We start from the raw sequence: 18669 nt of genomic DNA on the forward strand, positions 1-18669 counted from the left end.
TTTATACCGCCTTGTTGGGATCGAAGGCATCGCGCACGGCTTCGCCAATAAAAATCAGCAGCGAAAGCAGCACCGCCACGGAAAGGAAGGCGGTGATACCCAGCCACGGCGCCTGCAGATTATTCTTGCCCTGCAGCAGCAGTTCGCCGAGCGACGGTGAGCCCAGCGGCAGGCCGAAGCCCAGAAAGTCCAGCGAGGTGAGGGTGGTGATGGAGCTGCACAAAATAAACGGCAGGAAGGTGAGGGTCGCCACCACGGCGTTTGGCAGCATATGGCGGAAGATGATCCCCCAGTCGCTCACCCCGAGCGCCTGCGCGGCGCGAATATAGTCGAAGTTACGGGTGCGCAGAAACTCCGCGCGCACCACGCCCACCAGCGCCATCCAGCCGAACAGAACGGTGATGCCCAGCAGCCACCAGAAGCCCGGCTGTACCACGCTGGAAAGCAGAATGATCAGAAACAGCGTTGGCATACCGGACCAGACTTCAATAATACGCTGCCCCCACAGGTCAATTTTTCCGCCGTAGTAACCCTGAACGGCGCCAGCCACCACGCCCATCACGCTGGAGAAGAGAGTCAGCATCAGCCCAAAAAGAATCGAAATTCGCGTGCCGTAAAGGATGCGCGCCAGCACGTCGCCGCCGTTGGCGTCCGTCCCCAGCCAGTTTTGCGCAGAGGGCGGAGAAGGGAAGGGGGTTGTGGTCGCGAAGTTAATGCTGTTGGCGCCAAAGCGCACCGGCGCCCAGAGAGCCCAGCCGTGCTGTTCTATCTGCTGGCGCAGCCACGGATCCTGATACTCCGCCGGTGTCGCAAACGGGCCGCCGAAATCGCTTTCACTGTAGTTAGCCAGCACCGGCACGTACCAGCGGTCGTTAAAGTGCACCAGCAACGGTTTGTCGTTGGCGATCAGCTCCGAACACATGCTCAGGACAAACAGAACGGCAAAAATCCACAGCGACCAGTAACCGCGGCGGTTGTGACGAAAACGGGCCCAGCGGGCCTGGTTGACGGGGCTTAAACGCGGCATCAGCGGCCCTCAAAATCAATTCGGGGATCGACCAGCGTATAGCTGATATCGCTGATGATATTCAGCAGCAGGCCAATCAGGGTGAAAATATAGAGTGTGCCGAACATCACCGGATAATCGCGCGACACGGTGGCTTCGTAGCCCAGCAGGCCCAGACCGTTGAGCGAGAACATCACCTCAATCAGCAGCGAGCCGGTAAAAAACATACTGATGAACGTGGCCGGAAATCCGGCAATCACCAGCAGCATGGCGTTGCGGAAAACGTGTTTCCACATGATCTGCTTTTCGCTGACCCCTTTGGCGCGGGCGGTGACGACATACTGCTTGCGGATTTCATCGAGAAAGGCGTTTTTGGTCAACATGGTCAGGGCGGCGAACCCGCCGATTACCGTTGCCAGAACCGGCAGCGTGATATGCCAGAGATAATCGGTGATTTTCTGATACCATGGCAGCGTGCTGAAATCGGCGGAGACCAGCCCTCGCAGCGGGAAGATGTCGAAATAGCTGCCTCCGGCAAAGAAGACAATCAGCAGAACGGCAAACAGAAACGCCGGGATAGCATAGCCAATGATAATAAAGGTGCTGCTCCACATATCGAAGCGGCTGCCGTTATAAACCGCCTTGCGGATCCCGAGCGGAATAGAGACCAGATAGATAATCAGCGTCCCCCACAGCCCCAGCGTGACTGAAACCGGCAGGCTTTGCTTGATCAACGTTAACACAGATGCACTGCGAAACAGGCTATCGCCAAAATCAAAGCGGATATAATCCCAGAGCATCTTGAAATAGCGCTCGTGAATAGGCTTATCAAAACCGTAGCGGTGGGTGATCTCGGCGATCACCTCCGGATCCAGCCCGCGCCCGCCGCGGTAATGGCTTTCACTGATATTCCCCACGCCGGTGCGCGCATGGCTGGCACCCATGCCTTCTCCGCCGCCGCCGGGCATGCCGCCGCTGTTGCCAAACTCGATGGCAGCAATCGCCTGATCGACCGGGCCGCCCGGGGCAATTTGCACAATAAAAAAGTTAATGGTGATGATGGCCCACAGCGTGGGGATGACCAGCAGGAGCCGGCGGATCAGATAGGCACCCATGAAAATTCCTTATCGCCGCTCAGCGGGAAGTCTGGCGGCTTTATTAACGTCATACCACCAGGTGTCAAAGCCCAGCGAATAGACAGGGCGCACCGCAGGCACGGAGAATTTATCCCAGCGCGCAAGGCGGTCTTCGCCCATATACCACATCGGCAGCATGTAATAATTCCAGGTTAACACCCTGTCGAGCGCGCGCCCGAGCGGCAGGAGTTTGTCTTTATCGCCCTGCGCCGCCACAATTTTCGCAATCAACGCATCAATCGCCGGGCTTTTTACGCCTGGCGCATTGTACGAAGAGTCGATGTAGCTGGAGGCCCAGGAGATTTGCAGGTCCGAGCTGGGCCACGGCTGCGCGGGCCACAGGCGCTGCATCATGTCGTAATCGCGGCTGCGCATGCGGTTGGTGATCTGCGCGTTATCGACCTGACGAATATTCATGGTGATCCCCAGCCGCGCAAGGTTATGCTTAAACGGGAGCACCCACTGATCGTTACCACCGGAGGAGAGCAGCAGTTCAAAGCTGAGGGGCTTGCCCGTTTTGGCATCCACACGCTTTTGATTTTTCAGGTGCCAGCCCGCTTCATCCAGCAGCTTGCTGGCTTTCAGCAGGTTGTCCCGGTCGTAGCCGTCACCGTTTGAGGCAGGCGGTTGAAACACCGTGGTAAACACTTCCGGCGGCACTTCCGCTTTCAGCGGTGCCAGCAGGACCAGCTCATCGGCTTTCGGGTAATCACGTGCGGCATATTCGGTGTTCTGGAAATAGCTGTTCGCCCGGCTGTAGGCCCCGTAAAACAGCGCTTTGTTCATCCATTCAAAATCAAAGGCCAGGGAAATCGCTTCCCGAACGCGGCGGTCGGTAAATACCGGGCGCTGGATGTTAAATGCCAGCCAGCGCGTGTCCTGGGCAGATTCGTTTTTGTGCTCGTCTTTTACGATGTAGCCTTTAGCGAAATTTTTACCGATATAGCGGGTCGCCCAGTTTTTGGCACTGTTCTCCACGCGCAAATCGAAGGCGCCAGCCTTGAAGGCTTCAAATGCCACGTTATCGTCAAGGTAGTAGTCATAGCGAAGGGTGTCGAAATTCCAGCGCCCGCGGTTGACCGGCAGGTTTGCCGCCCAGTAGTCTTTCACACGGGAATAGACCACGTACTGCCCCATGCGCCAGTCGGTAATGCGGTAAGGGCCACCGGCCAGCGGCGGCGTGGAGAGCGGGTCGCTTAACTTATGGTTTTTCCAGAACGATTCAGGCATAACCGGCAGCGAGAACAGGCTGAGCATGTTCTCTTTGTTCGGTTCGCTCAGCTCAATTCGCACGGTAAGTGGCGCAATGGCGCGTACCGTCGTGCCTTTATACACAATACGGAACTGAGGTACGCCTTCGGTCATGAATTTGTGAAACGTAAAGGCCACGTCGCTGGCCTTGACTGGTGTGCCGTCGTGAAAACGGGCGCGGGGATTTAGCGTGATTTCGGCCCAGGAAAAGTTATCCGCGTAGCGCACGTTGTCGGCAATGAGCGGATAGTAGCTGCCGGGTTCATCATCCGACGTGACAAAAAGCGTATCGTAAAGTGATTCCGTTCGCGCCGCCGCCACGCCGCGCAGGGCGAAGCGGTTAAAGTTGTCGAACGTTCCCGTCGCGGAGAGCGTGACCTTTCCACCTTTCGGGGCGGCAGGATTGACGTAATCAAAGTGCGTGAAGTTGACCGCGTATTTGGGCTCGCCAATCACGGCGAACGCGATGTTCTCTTTTATGGTTTGCGCCTGGCTGGACAGGCTTACTACTGCCAACCAAAGCAACATAAAGCGCATTAACATCTCGCGGCGGCTCCCTCTTTTACAGACCGGCTCAGTTAAGCTGAATAATAAGTGACGCCACGGGCAATGTGAAATTATTCACCGTCAGGCGACAGCGTATTTTGCCACGTACGGAACTGCTCCAGCGGCATCGGGCGACTAATCCAGTATCCCTGCAGGAAATTAACCCCATGTTCGCGCAGCCAGGCTGCCTGTTCCGGCGTCTCCACCCCTTCCGCAACGGTAGACATATTCAGCCTTCTTGCCAGCGTCAGTACAGCATCCAGCACCGGGGAGGTCACGGTTTCTGTGCCAATGGCGTTGACAAAACCACGGTCGATTTTCAGGTAGTCCATGGTGAAATGTTCAAGATAAATCAGCGCGCTGTGGCCGGTGCCGAAATCATCAATGGCAACTTCAAACCCCTCGTTGTGCAGCCATTCGAAGAGGCTATTGGCTTCCCGATGGTTAACCATGTCGCGCTCGGTAATTTCCAGTACGATCTGGAAATAATCAGGCGGCAGCAGGGCCTTGAAGGTGCGCATATCGTCTTTGAAGCTTTCCGCATGCAAATGTCCCGGTGCGATATTGATGCCCAGTTTTGCACCTGGCGGGAGCACGGTCTGTAACACCGGCGCATCGCGAATGATGAGATCAAAAAGATGCAGCGTCAGCGGAACAATCAGCTTTTGCGCTTCGGCAAAATTGATAAAGGCGTCCGGCGGGATCTCTCCCATTGTCGGGTGTTTCCAGCGCATCAGAACTTCGACACCGCGCATCTGAAGGGTTTCGGTATCCACCACGGGCTGATAAACCACGTAGAACTGGCCGCGCTTAATGGCGCTCAGAATTTCTTTGCCCGGATTGAGACGTGTCGTGAGGATGTAAAAGTTAAGCGACCCTGCCGCAATGCCGCACACCAGCCCGAAGAACAGGGCGTAAAGTATCTCATCGCTCGTCCACTCCTCGGCGTACAGGTTGATGGTCAGAGGAACGTTTTTGAGCGTCGCGGTGCGCGCAGGCGTTTCCTGTAAATCCTTCGTTTTGACGAGGGTGCTTGAGGTGGTGGATAACGCGTTGTCGCCGATGACGATCGCTATGCCTGCAAATTCGTCCTGGCGCGCGGTATAAAGCAGGTACGGCGTCAGGTTGAGATTCACTGAGGTGAATACGCCACCGTCCTTTACGAGCGGATTACGATACCAGATGGCAATCGCGGGCTTATTGGGCAGCATGGGCGTACCGGGCAGCAGGGCGATATCCACCTGCTTGTTGATGTGCAGCCCGGGTATGAGCTCCTCCATCGGAGCATTCAGTGGCCCGGTGGCTGACGAGCAAAAGGCCATTTTGTCCCTGACCAGCAGGAAGGCGCGCACGTTGAGGCTGAAGGCCGCGCGCGAGGTAAGCTCTGCGTTAACGTCTGCGCAATTATTGAGCGTCAGCGGCTGGAGCACGTCGATGGAGGCTTTCAGCTCGTCAAAATAGCTCTCCATGTAGATGCGCACATCCATGATCAGCGTATCGAACCGGACTTCCCGCTTGTGGTAGCTCCAGAAAAATTGCAGTGAACCCAGGAGCAGGGCAGTGATCAGGCCGGTAATAATGCTGAGGATCAGTATTTTGCGATGACTGGAGAAGTAGCGGGTGAGCATAAACGTCGTGATTCCTGAAATGCCGCTGGATGTATTCAGTGTAACGGGCAAAAAAAAACACCGCCGAAGCAGTGCTTTTTTATTGTATCGCCAGCCAAGGGATAACCAACGATACAATTATCATATTAACTGCGGGTCAGTACGCGACGCGCTTCGTTGTAACGCTTCTTCCAGTACGGTTCGTTCATGCTGGAAATGGTCACACCGCTGCTGGTGGAGGCATGTACAAACTGGTCATTACCAATGTAAATGCCCACATGTCGACCCGTCGAACCTGCACGGAACAGCACTAAATCACCGGTGCGGAGTTTGGTACGTGAAATCGACTTGCCCATCTCCTGCTGTTCGTAGGTCGAACGCGGAAGATCTAACCCAAATTGCTCACGGAACGTACGCTGTACAAAACCGGAACAATCAATGCCTTTTTTGGTGCTGCCGCCAAGACGGTAACGCACGCCTTTCCAGTCAGCATACTGGTCCATAATGCGGGACTTCACGTCCAGATTACGTACCATATTTTCAAATTCATCCTGAGAGGCTTGCAGTGACGAGGAATCTTCCATTCCCACAACACGCGTCTCAGGATGCATATTCTTTGCGGTGTTCGATGTACTACATGCAGATAACAGTACCGCGACTGCTATCGCCGGGATCCCCCGTAAGATATATCTCAGAAACGGTTGAGATTTGACCATTTTGTTTATTTTCCCTTGAAGTCCTTAACGACAAATATCGTTATAAAAATGCCAAACGTGACGAGACTAATTATCTGTTCACATTGAGACAATTGTTTCTGGTGACATTTGTGGCGCAGCGCACAAAATTATTCACCATCGAAATAATTATCTCCATGGGGCAAAACGAGTTCGAGATTAACCGATTGCCAGGGCTAATGCGAGTAAAAAGAACCTTTTTTTTATAAGAAATTGTGATACAGGAAGTAAAAATTTGTCATTGCACAAAATAGCGGCAGATCCGCCGCGTAATCGTGCAATTGCTTCATTTTTATCATGAATGTGATGACAAGAATATGACAGCGCAGAAAGATCGCAGGAAGGGCATTATCAGGGATCGCGATGATCCCCGATAGTTTACGTTAAAAAACGGTATTTATTTGTTCAATTTTTGTTGCTTTCTACGCGGAAGATAGCGATCGAAAACGGTAATTAGGCGATCGCTCAAAGGCGTCATCAGAACCCACGGCAGACCAATCAGCACGGCGGAAAGCGAACCCACGACAATATCCGTCAGCCAGTGCGCGCCAATCATCACGCGCGGGAATGCAAATATCACCACAATAAGAAGGGCGATAGCAAAGGCCTTCTTGCCGAAATAGCGGAGCATAAAACCGGCGAAAATGAGCAGCATCATGCCGTGATCGCCCGGGAAACTGTCTTTCGAGGCATCTTTTGTTGGAATATGCAGCAGTTCACTCACGCGATAGATATTCGGGAAAGAGAGCGAAGGGCTGGCGCGCTTTACCGGCATCAGATGTTGCGCCAGCTGATTAATAACCACCGCAGCCAGAAGCATCACCAGACCGATAATCAGGATGCGACGGCGCCCCGTGACATCCTCTCTGAGCCAGAAAGAGAGCATCAGACAGCCCATGGCCAGCAGGGAAAAACCGTCAAAGGCGCGGTTATTGGTGATCGCGACCAGCCACAGGAAGGCGTCACTCTTCACCAGCCCCTGGTTGAAGAAATGGAACAGGGCTGAATCCAGCGGGAACCAGAAACCGTGATTCACCGGGATATACCAGGAGAAGAAAAGCGCCAGACCGGCGACATTAAGCAGTAGTATCAGGGGAAATCGAGTTGTCATAACGTTCAGCATAGAAGGAAAACTGGGGCAACGTTAGCCGCCCGAACTTAAACGAATCCTCAACAGGCTGGTCTGCAGGGCATTCCAGTCGGCGTTAACCGCACTAATTAACTCTATTCGGCTGTCAGGCGGCGCGACGTTTTGCGTTTCGATAAAGAAATCGTCGCCCTGGCGGTTGATCCGCACCAGTCCGTCAGGGGTGCGCATGATCCCCTTCACGCGATCGACCGGCGCAAGCCTCGCCCACTCAAGGATGCCAATGGTGTCGAAAACGGTATCGGCGTCGAAGATCCAACCGCAGGCCTGATACCCCTGGCCGCTGTTCAGATTCCGACGCCAGCGCTGGTGTTCGGGCAGGCTAAGCGCAGCCAGACCCTGCTTTGGAGGATGTTGATGCGCATGCTCCGCGCTGGCCGGCAGTTCAGCCAGGTTCAGGCGGGGGAGATCGAGCAGGGCGATATCAATGTTCCCCTGGGTGGCCTGCACCCGCGTCCGGTTGCCGCCGAAATGTTGCCACCAGGCATCCAGCGCGGCCTGGCTTTCCGCCGTGGCGCGATCGTCTTTATTGGCGACGATCACGTCTGCTGCGGCGAGCTGATCGCGGAAGTTCTCATTGGCCACCGCTTTTTCATCCAGAAGCTGACGCGGATCGAGCAGGCAGAGGGTGGCGCGCAGATCGATCCACGGCTCGTAAACCGGCGCGGTCAGTAAATCGAGGATCTGCTTCGGGTGACCCAGACCGGTGGGTTCAATCAGCAGGCGGTCCGGTTTGCCCTGACGCAGCAGCGTATTCAGCCCCACCTGCATAGGCAGGCCGTTTACGCAGCACATGCATCCGCCAGGGATCTCTTTAATCATCGCGCCGCTGGATGACAGTAACGCGCCATCAATGCCCACTTCGCCGAATTCATTGACCAGCACGGCCCATTTCTCGGCGGGGTCTTTATTCGCCAGCAGATGAAGAATAGAGGTGGTTTTACCGCTGCCGAGAAAACCGGTGATGAGGTTGGTTTTGGTCACGTGCGCTCCGGGAGAATTGTGATGCTATAACACTTTTCTCTTATCCTGGCGAAAAACGGGCGCAATGAGAAGGGGGAGGGCGAACGGAGGCGATATCCGTTCGCATTAAGCGCAATAATCGCTAAAGATTTAACGTTTCAATAACAGCCTGACGTGCCCCGCGGCGGGATATGCGCTGGTAGGCCTGGCTGACAGCCTCAACGAAAACGCGATTTTGCGCGAGATCGTGACCAAAGACCTCGCTCAGCCCCAGCAGCGCGCTAACGCGGTCGGCGTCGCTGCTGGCCTCGACACTCGTGCGGATTTTATCGCTGAGGGGATCGCGAACGTCAATCGCGTTGCCGCGTTCGTCGGACCCGCTGACATAGCGTATCCAGCCGGCGACGCCCAGCGCCAGCAGCGGCCATGCGGTTTTGCGCTCAAGGTGAACGCGGATCCCATCCAGCATCCGCTGCGGCAGTTTCTGGCTACCGTCCATCGCGATTTGCCAGGTACGGTGCTGCAGCGTCGGGTTAGCAAAACGCTCAATCAGGCTGTCGGCGTAAGCCGTCAGGTCGACATCCTTTATGCGCAGCGTGGGCGCCTGTTCATTCAGCATTAACCGCCGGGCGGCTTCGCGGAAGGTGGCGTCCTCCATGCATTCATTAATATGTGCGTATCCGGCGAGATACCCCAGATACGCCAGGAAAGAGTGGCTGCCGTTGAGCATGCGTAATTTCATCTGCTCCCACGGCAGAACGTCCTGCACCATCTGAACGCCCGCCACTTCCCACTCCGGACGCCCGGCGACAAAATTATCTTCCACTACCCATTGAATAAACGGCTCGGAGCTGATGGCGCACGGATCGTTAACGCCGAGCGCGTCGGCGATTTCCGCAAGCGAGGTCTCCGTCGCGGCGGGAACAATTCTGTCGACCATCGTTCCCGGAAAACTCACGTGACCTTCGATCCACTCCGCCAGCGCCGGGGAACGCTTGTGCGCCATACCGAGCACCGCATTTTTCACCACGTGGCCGTTGTCCGGGATATTGTCACAGGAAAGCACGGTAAATGCAGGTAAGCCACGCTCGCGGCGGCGATGAAGAGCTTCGACCAGGATCCCCGGGGCGGAATGCGGTTCAGAAGGATTTTCGAGGTCGTGAAGGATCCGGGCGTTTTGCAGATCAAGCTTACCGGTCGCGGGATCGATGCAGTAGCCTTTCTCCGTAATGGTGAGCGACACAATCGCCACCTGAGGTTCGCAAAACTTCTCAATTATGGCGGGCAGAGAGTCCAGCTTTGCATTCAGACATTCATGTACGGCGCCGATAATAATCGGTTGATTTCCTTCAGCGCCTTTCTCCAGCACGGTGAACAGGTGGTCCTGCGCGCGCAGCTGGCTCATCAACACATCGCCGCTGAACAGGCTTATTTCACAGATCCCCCAGTCGCCGCCTTTTTCATTCAGCACCCGGTTTGTTAACAATGCCTGGTGCGCGCGGTGAAACGCACCGAAGCCAAAATGGACGATGCGGGAGCGCAGCTGCTGGCGATCGTAGCGAGGGAGCTGAACATGGGCAGGGAGCGAGGTGGAGGCAATTGTCTTCATGAAATACACACCTGATTAACCATTAATTAACAATGCCAGTGTAAAGTTATATGACAGCAAATAAAATTGGTGAGCCGTAAATATCCCCGTTCTGTGAGTTTGATCAATCAATGCGTGGCGGTGTGTTGACCCTTTCCGGTAAACATGTATGGTAGTCGTCATTGCAGTTACCCATATTGGTATAACAACTTGAGAGGATGAGGCAATGGAACAAACCTGGCGTTGGTACGGGCCGAACGATCCGGTTTCTCTTGATGATGTGCGTCAGGCTGGCGCAACGGGTGTCGTCACGGCGCTGCATCACATTCCTAACGGCCAGGTCTGGCCGGTTGAGGAGATTCAACAGCGTCAGGCGCTGCTGGCAGAGAAGGGACTGACCTGGTCTGTCGTGGAAAGCATTCCGGTTCACGAAGATATCAAAACACACACCGGGGAATACCAGACCTGGATTGCAAACTACCAGCAGAGCATTCGCAACCTGGCGGCCTGCGGCATTGATACGGTCTGCTATAACTTCATGCCGATTCTGGACTGGACGCGTACCGACCTGGAATATCAGATGCCGGACGGCTCGAAAGCGCTGCGTTTTGACCAGATTGCCTTTGCGGCGTTTGAGCTGCACATTCTGAAACGCCCGGGCGCCGAAGCGGATTATACCGCTGAAGAGCAGCAGCAGGCGCTTGAATGGTTTAATGCCGCCAGTGAAGCGGACATTGAAAAGCTGACCCGCAATATCATTGCTGGTCTTCCGGGGGCGGAAGAGGGGTACACGCTGGATCAGTTCCGCGCACGTCTGGCGGAATACGGAAATATTGATAAGAACCAGCTGCGTGAGAACATGGCATATTTCCTGCGCGCTATCGTGCCGGTTGCGGAAGAAGCGGGGGTACGTCTGGCGGTGCACCCGGACGATCCACCGCGTCCTATTCTCGGCCTGCCGCGTATTGTTTCCACCCTCGAAGATATGCAGTGGCTGAAAGAGACGGTAAACAGCATCTATAACGGCTTTACCATGTGTACCGGCTCTTACGGAGTGCGCGCGGATAACGACCTGGTGCGGATGATTGAAACCTTTGGCGATCGCATTCACTTCACGCACCTGCGTGCGACCTGCCGCGAAGCGAATCCTAAAACCTTCCACGAGGCGGCGCACCTGGGCGGCGATGTGAATATGGTGGCGGTGGTAGACGCCATTCTGGCGGAAGAGGCGCGCCGTAAGCAGGCGGGCGATGTGCGTCCTATTCCGTTCCGTCCGGATCACGGACACCAGATGCTGGACGATCTGCGTAAGAAAACCAACCCGGGCTATTCGGCCATTGGCCGTCTTAAAGGGATGGCGGAAGTGCGCGGCGTTGAACTGGCGCTGAAGATGACGAAGTATCCGGAACTTCTGTAACCGGAATTGTCGGGTGGCGAAGCCGCCACCCGACAAATGCCATAATCAGTCAGCACGACCCATATAGCGTTTTTCTTCAATATGGATGCGGATCTTCTCGCCCGCGGAGAGGTATTCCGGCACCTGCACAACCAGCCCGGTGGTCAGGGTCGCTGGTTTGTTGCGCGCACTGGCCGACGCGCCTTTGATGCCCGGCGCGGTTTCAACGATTTCCAGATCCACGGTCTGCGGCAGTTCCAGCGCCAGCAGCACGCCGTCCCAGGTCAGCACCTGCATGTCTGGCATTCCGCCTTCAGGAATGAACAGCAGCTCTTCTTCGATCTGATCTTTGGTGAAGATGTACGGGGTGTAATCTTCTTTATCCATGAAAACGTACTCGTTGCCGTCGATGTAAGAGAAATCAACATAGCGACGGGTCAGGGTCACGGTATCAACGATATCGTCACCTTTAAAACGTTCTTCCACCTTCAGGCCGGTACGCACATCGGCGAAACGCATTTTGTACAGCGTCGCTGCACCACGGGCGCTTGGTGCCTGAATGTCGATATCTTTCACAATCAGCAGTTTGCCGTTGTAATTCAGTACCATACCTTTCTTAATTTCGTTCGCTCTTGGCATTGCAGTAATCCTGTCTACGGGAGGTAAAAAATATCGCGCCAAATTACTCGCGCGCGGCCTTTCAGGCAAGAGGAATTCGTGGCTTTTGCTATCAATACGCAAAAGGTGTTACTGTGCGCGCGATGCCCGACTGTACGGGCGTTCGTCACTGAGAGAGCATGTATGGATTGTCGTCCAGATTGCGGCGCGTGCTGTACCGCTCCGTCCATTTCAAGCCCCATTCCAGGTATGCCGGAGGGCAAGCCCGCCAATACCCGCTGTGTTCAGCTCTCTGAATCCAACCTGTGTATGATCTTTGAGTCACCCCTGCGCCCGAAGGTCTGTTCAGGGCTTCAGCCCTCGGCCGAAATGTGCGGCAGCACGCGCGCGCAGGCAATCACCTGGCTGCTGGAACTGGAAGCGCTCACCGCACCTTAAACGTCTTTAATTCTCGCCAGACAGCCAATCGTCAGCGTACACATCACCAGCGCAATCCAGAACACCGTGTGATAGTTCCAGATTTCAGCAACGACACCGGCCATTGAGCCCGCGATAATCCAGCCCACGCGGGTGGTATTCGTATAAAGGGTGGTCGCAGAGCCTGCCTGGCCCGGCATCAGATCCTGGAAGTAGAGCATGCCAATCCCGGCCAGAATGCCGATATATACGGCGTTCAGCAGCTGTAAAGCAAGAAGCAGGGCTGGCGTATGCACCGTCAGCATGCCGATATAGAACAGCAGCCCGGCGACGGCCGCGATGCGCATCAAAAAACGCTTGCCGAAACGCTTCGCATAATAGCCTGCGATCAGCATGGTTGGGATCTCAAGGCCCGCGGCCGTCCCCATCATGATCCCCGCCAGCTTCTCCGGCAGATGCAGTTCATCAATAATAAACAGCGGCATGTTGATGATATACAGGCTGTTGGTGCCCCACATCAGCGTGCAGATAACAAACAGCAGCAGGGCGTCGCGGCGGTTACGGCGCGGGGCTTCCAGCACGCCCGTTGCCACTTTGGGCTCTTTGCGCATGGATGGCAGAAAGCACCACACCAGCGCGCCGCACGCCACAAACGCGACCGCCGCGCTCAGGTACATCACCGTAAAGCCAAACCCCATCGCCAGCGCGTAGGCCAGCGGCGGGCCAATCACCCATGCCAGCGACACCTGGGCGCGCAGTATCGAGCTGAACATTACTGCTTCCCGCCCGGTATGGTCGGCATGCTCGCGGGCGAGGGCAAACAGCTGCGGGTTGGCGGTTGAGCCAAAGCTGCTCAGAAAAACCCCGACGAACAGCAGAACGAAATAGTTACGGTTCCATGCAAACAGGACGCAGGCCAGCACCCCCAGCAGACAGCAGAATACGATCAGGCTTTTACGATCGCCTTTTCGGTCGGATCGACCGGCCAGAAACTGGCTGACGAGAATACCGATGATGGCGCTCCCGGTAAAAAAGAAGCCAACCATCGCCGGACGGGCGTGAACTTCGTTAGTCAGGAACAGGCTCAGCGTCGGGGTTTGTAACGCACCGGCGATGCCCGTGAAGAAGGCAACAATCAGGAACGCCGTTGACGTCAGGTCAAAGGGCTTCGGCGAGGTGGCCGCAGGGGTGTTATGCATGTTTTATAATTAGCGAGTAACAGAGAGGGGCGGAGTTTACGCCGAGAGCTAAAAAATAAACAGTGGGTGAAGTCAATTACGCCACGAAAAATCAAAATGGCATTTCAACTTGTGATCCTCATGGCTGAACTTAGCTGAAACTGGTTTGCTGAACTTCAGCAAAATTCAGCTGAGCGCAGAAGAAATGTGCTGTATCTCTAAATTCTGATATCGGAAATACGAGTTTACTTGCAAGACATTGCAGAAAGCGCAAGACTTTTTGAAACGTTTCAGCGCTATCTTGTTTTAACAAACGGAGCAGGCTAGCGTATTTTTTCTCATGTAAGCTGAAACGATTCACTTTCAGCAGGAGAGGAGAACCATGTTCCAGTTATCTGTTCAGGATATTCACCCGGGCGCTCAGGCCGGGGACAAAGAAGAGGCCATTCGTCAGGTTGCCGCTGCCCTTGTGCAGGCGGGTAACGTCGCGGACGGCTACGTAAACGGTATGCTGGCGCGCGAGCAGCAGACCTCCACCTTCCTCGGCAATGGCATTGCCATTCCGCACGGTACAACGGATACCCGCGACCAGGTGCTGAAAACCGGCGTGAAGGTTTATCAATTCCCGCAGGGCGTGCTCTGGGGCGAGGGTCAGGTAGCCTATGTGGCGATCGGTATTGCGGCAAGCAGCGACGAACATTTAGGCCTGCTGCGTCAGTTGACGCACGTTCTGAGCGATGACTCCGTAGCGGAACAGCTGAAGTCTGCAACCACCGCTGAAGAGCTGCGCGCCCTGCTGATGGGTGAAAAACAGAGCGAAGCGCTGAAACTGGATAACGAAACCCTGACGCTGGACGTTGTCGCGACCGATCTCGTGACCCTGCAGGCGCTGAACGCGGGTCGCCTGAAAGAAGCGGGTGCCGCTGATGCCACCTTTGTAACGCGCGTGATCAACGATAAACCGCTGAATCTCGGTCAGGGTATCTGGCTGAACGATAGCGCTGAAGGCAACCTGCGTAGCGCGATTGCCGTGAGCCGCGCAGCTACCGCCTTCGACGTAGAAGGTGAGCGTGCAGCGATGCTGGTAACCGTGGCGATGAACGATGAGCAGCCGGTTTCGGTGCTGAAGCGTCTGGGCGATCTGCTGCTGAACAACAAAGCTGAAAAACTGCTGAATGCCGATGCGGCAACCATGCTGGCGCTGCTGACCAGCGACGACGCGCTGACGGATGATGTGCTGAACGCTGAATTCGTGGTGCGTAACGAACACGGCCTGCATGCCCGTCCGGGCACTATGCTGGTGAATACCATTAAACAATTCGAAAGCGAGATTACCGTGACCAACCTGGATGGTTCGGGCAAACCGGCCAACGGCCGTAGCCTGATGAAAGTTGTCGCGCTGGGCGTGAAGAAAGGCCATCGCCTGCGCTTCACCGCGCAGGGCGCAGATGCTGAACAGGCGCTGAAAGCGATTGGCGATGCCATCGCAGCGGGTCTGGGGGAGGGCGCATAATGAGCAGACGTGTTGCCACCATTACGCTGAACCCGGCTTACGATCTCGTGGGTTTCTGCCCGGAAATTGAGCGCGGCGAAGTCAACCTCGTGCGTACCACTGGCCTGCATGCCGCGGGTAAAGGGATTAACGTCGCGAAAGTCCTCAAGGATCTCGGTATCGACGTCACCGTCGGCGGGTTCCTCGGTAAAGATAACCAGGATGGCTTCCAGCAGCTGTTCAGCGAGCTGGGCATTGCCAACCGTTTCCAGGTTGTGCAGGGCCGCACCCGCATCAACGTTAAGCTGACGGAAAAAGACGGCGAAGTGACCGATCTTAACTTCTCCGGTTTCGAAGTGACGCCTGCTGACTGGGAACGCTTTGTGACCGACTCCCTGACCTGGCTGGGCCAGTTCGACATGGTGTGCGTCAGCGGCAGCCTGCCGTCCGGCGTTAGCCCGGAAGCGTTTACCGACTGGATGACGCGTCTGCGCAGCCAGTGCCCGTGCATTATCTTCGACAGCAGCCGCGATGCGCTGGTAGCGGGTCTGAAAGCCTCTCCGTGGCTGGTGAAGCCAAACCGTCGCGAGCTGGAGATCTGGGCAGGCCGTAAGCTGCCAGAATTAAAAGATGTGATTGACGCAGCCCATGCGCTGCGCGAGCAGGGGATTGCTCACGTGGTGATTTCGCTGGGTGCTGAAGGGGCGTTGTGGGTTAACGCTTCAGGTGAATGGATTGCCAAACCGCCGTCAATGGAAGTAGTGAGCACCGTTGGCGCGGGGGATTCCATGGTTGGCGGCCTGATTTACGGCCTGCTGATGCGTGAATCCAGTGAACATACGTTACGTCTTGCCACCGCCGTTGCTGCCCTGGCCGTGAGCCAGAGCAATGTCGGTATTACCGATCGTACCCAGTTAGCCGCGATGATGGCGCGCGTTGACTTAAAACCTTTTAACTAACAGCAGGAGAGGAATAATGAAAACGCTGCTGATCATTGACTCCGGTCTCGGACAGGCTCGCGCCTACATGGCGAAGACCCTGCTGGGCGCGGCGGCACAAAAAGCACACCTGGACATCATTGATAACCCAGGCGATGCCGAGCTGGCGATTGTCCTGGGCGATAAAATCCCGGCCGACAGCGCGCTGAACGGCAAAAAAGTGTGGCTGGGCGATATTAATCGCGCGGTGGCACACCCGGAACTGTTCCTGAGTGAAGCGAAAGGTCACGCGACCGTTTACAGCGCACCTGTCGCGGCGGCATCGGTGACGACCTCTGGCCCGAAACGCGTTGTCGCGGTCACGGCCTGCCCGACGGGCGTGGCGCACACCTTTATGGCGGCTGAAGCCATCGAAACCGAAGCGAAAAAACGCGGCTGGTGGGTAAAAGTTGAAACCCGCGGCTCTGTGGGTGCGGGTAATGCCATTACGCCTGAAGAAGTGGCGGAAGCCGATCTGGTGATCGTGGCGGCGGATATTGAAGTGGATCTGGCGAAGTTTGCCGGAAAGCCGATGTACCGCACCTCTACCGGCCTGGCGCTGAAGAAAACCGCGCAGGAGTTTGATAAGGCGCTGGCAGAAGCTAAACCGTATCAGGCGACAGGTGCAGCCAAAACCCCGACCGAAGGGAAAAAAGAGTCTGCGGGCGCATACCGTCACCTGCTCACCGGCGTCTCCTACATGCTGCCGATGGTGGTAGCGGGCGGTCTGTGTATCGCACTGTCGTTCGCGTTTGGTATTACGGCATTTAAAGAAGAAGGGACGCTTGCGGCTGCGCTGATGCAGATCGGCGGCGGTTCAGCGTTCGCGCTGATGGTGCCGGTGCTGGCGGGCTTTATCGCCTTCTCCATTGCTGACCGTCCGGGTCTGACCCCGGGGCTTATCGGCGGTATGCTGGCGGTGAGCACCGGCTCCGGCTTTATCGGCGGTATCATCGCCGGTTTCCTCGCGGGTTACGTGGCAAAACTGATTAGCTCGAAGCTGAAGCTGCCGCAGAGTATGGAAGCGCTGAAGCCAATCCTGATCATTCCGCTGATCTCCAGCCTGGTCGTTGGTCTGGCGATGATTTACCTGATTGGTAAGCCGGTTGCGGGCATCCTGGCGGGTCTGACCCACTGGCTGCAAACCATGGGCACGGCGAATGCGGTGCTGCTGGGCGCAATCCTCGGCGGTATGATGTGTACCGATATGGGTGGCCCGGTGAACAAAGCGGCATACGCGTTTGGCGTTGGCCTGCTGAGTACCCAGACCTACGCGCCGATGGCCGCGATCATGGCGGCAGGTATGGTGCCACCACTGGCGCTCGGCCTGGCGACAATCATTGCCCGTCGCAAGTTTGATAAAGCGCAGCAGGAAGGCGGCAAAGCGGCGCTGGTGCTGGGTCTGTGCTTCATCACCGAAGGTGCGATTCCGTTCGCGGCGCGTGACCCGATGCGTGTTCTGCCGTGCTGTATCGTCGGTGGCGCGGTAACGGGCGCCATCTCCATGGCGATTGGCGCGAAGCTGATGGCACCACACGGCGGTCTGTTTGTCCTGCTGATCCCTGGCGCCATAACCCCGGTACTGGGTTATCTGCTGGCGATTATTGCCGGTACGCTGGTGGCGGGCTTGTCCTACGCGGTGCTGAAACGTCCGGAAGCGGAAGTTGTGGCGAAAGCAGCGTAAGCGGTAAGCAATAAAAAAGCCGGGTGCGAATGCAACCCGGCTTTTTTTATGCCGCCTGTTCAGCGGTTTGCTGTGCCTTCAGCCAGGCTATCTCTTCCGCCCAGATATCCGGATTGATGGTTTCCAGCACCATCGGAATACCGTCGAAGCGGGCGTCCTGCATGATAAAGCGGAAGGCATCGTGACCGATATTCCCTTCGCCCAGGCTGTGGTGACGGTCAACGCGGCTGCCGAACGCGCTTTTCGCATCGTTCAGGTGCATACCGCGCAGGTACTTAAAGCCGACAATTCGCTCAAATTCATCGAAGGTGTTTTTTGTTGCCTCGGTTGTGCGCAGGTCATAACCTGCTGCAAACGCGTGGCAGGTATCAATGCACACGCCCACGCGGGATTTGTCTTCCACGCCGTCAATAATTGCCGCCAGATGTTCGAACTTAAAGCCGAGGTTGCTGCCCTGACCGGCGGTGTTTTCAATCACTGCGGTGACGCCTTTGGTCTTATCCAGCGTCATGTTGATAGACTCGGCAATGCGCGCCAGACAGGCATCTTCGTCAATCTGCATCAGATGGCTACCCGGATGGAAGTTCAGCAGCGTCAGCCCCAGCTGTTCGCAGCGCTGCACTTCATCAAGGAACGCCTCGCGGGACTTGTCCAGCGCTTCCTGAACCGGATGCCCAAGGTTGATCAGATAGCTGTCGTGGGGAAGGATCTGGCCGGGCCCGTAGCGGTATTTCTCGCAGGCGGCTTTGAAATCATCAATCACGTCGGTGGTGAGCGGGGCGGCGCGCCACTGGCGCTGGTTCTTGGTGAACAGGGCGAAAGCGGTCGCCTCGATTTCGGCGGCGCGAATGGCGGCATTCGCAAGGCCACCGGCAGCGCTGACGTGCGCTCCAACGTATTTCATAAAAGAACTCCTGTTAACCCGAAAC

The 18669-nt window shown here is 56.1% G+C and carries 16 protein-coding genes; 5 read left to right on the plus strand and 11 right to left on the minus strand.

Going from position 1 to position 18669, the window contains the following annotated elements; translation table 11 throughout:
* Position 1: 1 nt before the first annotated feature.
* The 8 genes from ACWKXT_RS08975 to ACWKXT_RS09010 form a co-directional block, all read right to left on the minus strand.
* Positions 2–1027, minus strand: a complete 1026-nt coding sequence (locus tag ACWKXT_RS08975) for an ABC transporter permease (protein WP_454532237.1) — start codon at positions 1025–1027, stop codon at positions 2–4.
* Positions 1027–2121: a microcin C ABC transporter permease YejB gene (locus ACWKXT_RS08980; protein WP_454528491.1), complete on the minus strand. Its 1095-nt coding sequence runs from the start codon at positions 2119–2121 to the stop codon at positions 1027–1029. Before ACWKXT_RS08980 ends, ACWKXT_RS08975 begins: the two co-directional genes overlap by 1 nt.
* Positions 2122–2130: 9 nt before the next feature.
* Positions 2131–3936, minus strand: a complete 1806-nt coding sequence (locus ACWKXT_RS08985) for an extracellular solute-binding protein (protein ID WP_454528492.1) — start codon at positions 3934–3936, stop codon at positions 2131–2133.
* 74 nt (positions 3937–4010) lie between these two features.
* Positions 4011–5567 carry a cyclic di-GMP phosphodiesterase gene (locus tag ACWKXT_RS08990; protein ID WP_454528493.1) on the minus strand — a complete coding sequence of 519 codons (1557 nt, stop codon included), beginning with the start codon at positions 5565–5567 and terminating at the stop codon, positions 4011–4013.
* Between the two features lie 125 nt (positions 5568–5692).
* On the minus strand, positions 5693–6262 hold the full coding sequence (gene mepS, locus ACWKXT_RS08995; RefSeq protein WP_028013877.1) for a bifunctional murein DD-endopeptidase/murein LD-carboxypeptidase: 570 nt from the start codon (positions 6260–6262) through the stop codon (positions 5693–5695).
* Positions 6263–6677: 415 nt separating this feature from the next.
* Complete coding sequence (locus tag ACWKXT_RS09000) at positions 6678–7391, minus strand: phosphatase PAP2 family protein (protein ID WP_454528494.1); 714 nt, start codon at positions 7389–7391, stop codon at positions 6678–6680.
* Between the two features lie 33 nt (positions 7392–7424).
* A complete protein-coding gene (locus tag ACWKXT_RS09005) occupies positions 7425–8411 on the minus strand; it encodes a CobW family GTP-binding protein (protein WP_454528495.1) in 987 nt (328 codons plus the stop codon).
* 121 nt (positions 8412–8532) lie between these two features.
* On the minus strand, positions 8533–9999 hold the full coding sequence (locus ACWKXT_RS09010) for a mannitol dehydrogenase family protein (RefSeq protein WP_454532238.1): 1467 nt from the start codon (positions 9997–9999) through the stop codon (positions 8533–8535).
* Positions 10000–10204: 205 nt separating this feature from the next.
* On the opposite strand from ACWKXT_RS09010, the gene uxuA reads away from it, so the two are divergent.
* Positions 10205–11395 (plus strand): mannonate dehydratase, encoded by a 1191-nt coding sequence (uxuA, locus tag ACWKXT_RS09015; RefSeq protein WP_454532239.1) that lies wholly within the window; start codon positions 10205–10207, stop codon positions 11393–11395.
* A gap of 45 nt (positions 11396–11440) precedes the next feature.
* On the opposite strand, the gene yeiP is transcribed toward uxuA, so the two are convergent.
* Positions 11441–12013 carry an elongation factor P-like protein YeiP gene (gene yeiP, locus ACWKXT_RS09020; RefSeq protein WP_008500940.1) on the minus strand — a complete coding sequence of 191 codons (573 nt, stop codon included), beginning with the start codon at positions 12011–12013 and terminating at the stop codon, positions 11441–11443.
* A gap of 162 nt (positions 12014–12175) precedes the next feature.
* Here yeiP and ACWKXT_RS09025 point away from each other — a divergent pair, with 162 nt between their 5' ends.
* The gene (locus ACWKXT_RS09025) at positions 12176–12430 is read left to right on the plus strand and encodes a YkgJ family cysteine cluster protein (RefSeq protein WP_080328602.1); all 255 of its coding nucleotides are present in this window, start codon (positions 12176–12178) and stop codon (positions 12428–12430) included.
* Here ACWKXT_RS09025 and setB read toward each other — a convergent pair.
* Positions 12427–13608 carry a sugar efflux transporter SetB gene (gene setB / locus ACWKXT_RS09030; RefSeq protein ID WP_454532240.1) on the minus strand — a complete coding sequence of 394 codons (1182 nt, stop codon included), beginning with the start codon at positions 13606–13608 and terminating at the stop codon, positions 12427–12429. The two genes, ACWKXT_RS09025 and setB, sit on opposite strands and share 4 nt — an antisense overlap.
* A 361-nt stretch (positions 13609–13969) precedes the next feature.
* Here setB and fruB point away from each other — a divergent pair, with 361 nt between their 5' ends.
* Genes fruB through fruA form a run of 3 tightly spaced genes read left to right on the plus strand, consistent with a single transcriptional unit; the run spans position 13970 to position 17740 of the window.
* Positions 13970–15100 carry a fused PTS fructose transporter subunit IIA/HPr protein gene (fruB, locus tag ACWKXT_RS09035; protein ID WP_454528499.1) on the plus strand — a complete coding sequence of 377 codons (1131 nt, stop codon included), beginning with the start codon at positions 13970–13972 and terminating at the stop codon, positions 15098–15100.
* Complete coding sequence (gene fruK, locus ACWKXT_RS09040) at positions 15100–16038, plus strand: 1-phosphofructokinase (RefSeq protein WP_126544419.1); 939 nt, start codon at positions 15100–15102, stop codon at positions 16036–16038. Before fruB ends, fruK begins: the two co-directional genes overlap by 1 nt.
* 16 nt (positions 16039–16054) lie before the next feature.
* Positions 16055–17740, plus strand: coding sequence for a PTS fructose transporter subunit IIBC (gene fruA, locus ACWKXT_RS09045; protein ID WP_454532241.1), 1686 nt, complete (start codon positions 16055–16057; stop codon positions 17738–17740).
* A gap of 46 nt (positions 17741–17786) precedes the next feature.
* Here the strand turns inward: fruA and nfo are convergent, their stop codons facing one another.
* A complete protein-coding gene (gene nfo, locus ACWKXT_RS09050) occupies positions 17787–18644 on the minus strand; it encodes a deoxyribonuclease IV (RefSeq protein ID WP_454528501.1) in 858 nt (285 codons plus the stop codon).
* Between the last annotated feature and the right edge of the window lie 25 nt (positions 18645–18669).

This window comes from Enterobacter sp. UPMP701, from assembly GCF_053709515.1.

Bases quoted from the DNA above. Each gene is read 5' to 3' on its own strand.
- ACWKXT_RS08985 (WP_454528492.1), bottom strand. From the start codon at position 3,936: ATGTTAATGCGCTTTATGTTGCTTTGGTTGGCAGTAGTAAGCCTGTCC.
- fruA (WP_454532241.1), top strand. From the start codon at position 16,055: ATGAAAACGCTGCTGATCATTGACTCCGGTCTCGGACAGGCTCGCGCC.
- nfo (WP_454528501.1), bottom strand. From the start codon at position 18,644: ATGAAATACGTTGGAGCGCACGTCAGCGCTGCCGGTGGCCTTGCGAAT.
- fruB (WP_454528499.1), top strand. From the start codon at position 13,970: ATGTTCCAGTTATCTGTTCAGGATATTCACCCGGGCGCTCAGGCCGGG.
- uxuA (WP_454532239.1), top strand. From the start codon at position 10,205: ATGGAACAAACCTGGCGTTGGTACGGGCCGAACGATCCGGTTTCTCTT.
- ACWKXT_RS09025 (WP_080328602.1), top strand. From the start codon at position 12,176: ATGGATTGTCGTCCAGATTGCGGCGCGTGCTGTACCGCTCCGTCCATT.
- yeiP (WP_008500940.1), bottom strand. From the start codon at position 12,013: ATGCCAAGAGCGAACGAAATTAAGAAAGGTATGGTACTGAATTACAAC.
- ACWKXT_RS09010 (WP_454532238.1), bottom strand. From the start codon at position 9,999: ATGAAGACAATTGCCTCCACCTCGCTCCCTGCCCATGTTCAGCTCCCT.
- ACWKXT_RS08980 (WP_454528491.1), bottom strand. From the start codon at position 2,121: ATGGGTGCCTATCTGATCCGCCGGCTCCTGCTGGTCATCCCCACGCTG.
- fruK (WP_126544419.1), top strand. From the start codon at position 15,100: ATGAGCAGACGTGTTGCCACCATTACGCTGAACCCGGCTTACGATCTC.
- ACWKXT_RS08990 (WP_454528493.1), bottom strand. From the start codon at position 5,567: ATGCTCACCCGCTACTTCTCCAGTCATCGCAAAATACTGATCCTCAGC.
- ACWKXT_RS09000 (WP_454528494.1), bottom strand. From the start codon at position 7,391: ATGACAACTCGATTTCCCCTGATACTACTGCTTAATGTCGCCGGTCTG.
- setB (WP_454532240.1), bottom strand. From the start codon at position 13,608: ATGCATAACACCCCTGCGGCCACCTCGCCGAAGCCCTTTGACCTGACG.
- ACWKXT_RS08975 (WP_454532237.1), bottom strand. From the start codon at position 1,027: ATGCCGCGTTTAAGCCCCGTCAACCAGGCCCGCTGGGCCCGTTTTCGT.
- mepS (WP_028013877.1), bottom strand. From the start codon at position 6,262: ATGGTCAAATCTCAACCGTTTCTGAGATATATCTTACGGGGGATCCCG.